This window comes from Streptomyces sp. NPDC127084, from assembly GCF_042724175.1.
Classification (GTDB): domain Bacteria; phylum Actinomycetota; class Actinomycetes; order Streptomycetales; family Streptomycetaceae; genus Streptomyces.
This window is the reverse complement of sequence record NZ_JBHXFA010000327.1, coordinates 1-2,370: the sequence shown is the minus strand read 5'-3', so window position 1 is coordinate 2,370 and position 2,370 is coordinate 1. Positions and strand designations below refer to the sequence as shown.

The 2,370-nt window shown below is 73.6% G+C and carries 1 pseudogene; it reads left to right on the top strand.

The annotated features are described in order from the left end of the window. Positions 1–74 precede the first annotated feature (74 nt). Positions 75–2,282 (top strand): annotated as a pseudogene (gene cobT, locus ACFWI9_RS33865) (nicotinate-nucleotide--dimethylbenzimidazole phosphoribosyltransferase); the annotation flags it as partial. Between the last annotated feature and the right edge of the window lie 88 nt (positions 2,283–2,370).

The following is a 2,370-nucleotide window of genomic DNA, read 5'->3' as shown; positions in this document are numbered from 1 at the left end:
CACCGCCCCCCGCCCCAGCTCCCCCCCCCCCCCCCCCCGCGGCCGGCCCCCGTGCCCCCGGTCCCGCGGCCGCCGCTCCCGACGCCATGCCCGAGCCGTCGGAGCCGCAGGCCACAGCGTCGGAGCCGGTGGTCGCCGTCGTCCCCGGACCGCGCGACGGCGGCACGCCTGCTTCCACCGAGGTACCGGAAGCGTCGAAGGCGGCCGAGTCCGTAGTGGCGGATCCCGCCATGTCCACCCCGCGGCAGGTTGCCGAAGTTCTCCCGGAGTCCGCCGCCGAGAGCGCGGTGCACATCGAGACCGGCACGGCCCCAGAGACCAGCGCGAGCATCGAGACCAGCGCGCACACCGAGGCAAGCATGAACGCGGACAGCGCCGAGGCCGTTCCCGCCCCCGTGGCCGACCCCGCCCTCGCCGAGGCCCCCATCGCCGACCCCGCCCTCGCCGAGATCTCCTTCGCCGAGGCCACCGGCACGGCCGCCGCTGACGCGGCCGTGGCCGAAACCGCCCACGCCACCCCCGGGACAGCGGGCGACGCCGAGCAGGTCTCCGCCGCCGCACCGGGTTACGGCGACGCCGAACGCGAGGCGGTGCTGCGGGTGATCCGGGAACGCCGCGACATCCGCAACGGCTTCCGCAGCGATCCCATCCCGCACGAAGTGCTGCTGCGGGTGCTCGAAGCCGCGCACACCGCGCCCAGCGTCGGCCACTCCCAGCCCTGGGACTTCGTCGTCATCCGCTCCGCCGAGACCCGGCGCGCCATGCACGAGCTCGCCCAGCGCCAGCGCGAGGCCTACGCCAAGTCGCTGCCCAAGGGCCGGGCGAAGCAGTTCAAGGAACTCAAGATCGAGGCCATCCTCGACACACCGGTGAACATCGTCGTCACCGCCGACCCGACCCGCGGCGGCCGTCACACCCTCGGCCGGCACACCCAGCCGCAGATGGCCCCGTACTCCTCCGCGCTCGCCGTCGAGAACCTGTGGCTCGCCGCGCGCGCCGAGGGCCTGGGTGTCGGATGGGTCAGCTTCTTCGACGAGCGCGAGATGGTCCGTGCCCTGGGGCTGCCCGAGCACCTCGAGGTCGTCGCGTATCTGTGCGTCGGATACGTCGACGAGTTCCCCGAGGAGCCCGAGCTGATGCAGGCGGGCTGGTCCAAGCGCCGGCCACTGTCCTGGGTCGTCCACGAGGAGACCTACGGCCGTCGTGCTCTGCCCGGTGAGGAGCCGCACGACCTGCTCCAGGAGACCGTGTCCAACATCCGCCCGCTGGACGCGAAGGCGCTCGGTGAGGCCTGGGAGCGTCAGAAGCGGATGACCAAGCCCTCGGGCGCGCTGGGCATGCTGGAGATCATCTCCGCGCAGCTCGCCGGGCTGTCCCGGACGTGTCCTCCGCCGATTCCGGAACCAGCCGCGGTCGCCATCTTCGCGGGCGACCACGGGGTGCACGCCCAGGGGGTCACCGCCTGGCCCCAGGAAGTCACCGGCCAGATGGTCGCCAACTTCCTCGGCGGGGGAGCGGTGTGCAACGCCTTCGCCAACCAGGTCGGCGCCGAAGTGTGCGTCATCGACGTGGGTGTGGCGTCCGATCTGCCCGCCACTCCTGGACTGCTGCCGAGGAAGGTCCGCCCGGGTACGTCCGACTTCACGACCGGCCCCGCGCTCAGCCGCGAGGATGTCGTCGCCGCGATGGAGGTCGGCATCGAGACGGCGCGAGATCTCGTCGCCGCGGGCAACAAGGCGCTGCTCACCGGTGAGATGGGCATCGCCAACACCACCGCGTCGGCCGCTCTGATCGCCGTGTACACCGGCGCCGAACCGGCGGAGGTCACCGGCCGCGGCACCGGTATCAACGACGAGATGCATGCCCGCAAGGTCGATGTCGTCCGGCGGGCCCTGGAACTCCACCAGCCGGACCCGGCCGATCCGGTCGGTGCCCTCGCGGCGGTCGGTGGCCTGGAGCACGCGGCGCTGGTCGGTTTCATCCTCGGCGGTGCCTCGCTGCGCACACCGGTCATCCTGGACGGAGTATCCGCGGGCGCCGCGGCCCTGGTGGCCCGGGCGGTCGCGCCCGAGGCGCTCGCCGCCTGTATTGCGGGGCACCGCAGTGCCGAGCCCGGCCATGTCGCGGCGCTCAACAAGCTGGGTCTGCGGCCCCTCGTGGACCTGGACCTGCGGCTCGGTGAGGGCACGGGGGCGCTGCTGGCGCTGCCGCTGGTGCAGAGCGCGGCGCGGGCCATGCACGAAGTGGCGACCTTCGACTCCGCGGGCGTCACGGAGAAGTAGCCGGAGCGGGCGAGGGGGGGCGGGCCCGAGGCCGGGGGCGGGGGGGCCCGGGGGTGCCCCCCAAAAGTTACCCCCGGGGGACCCCCGC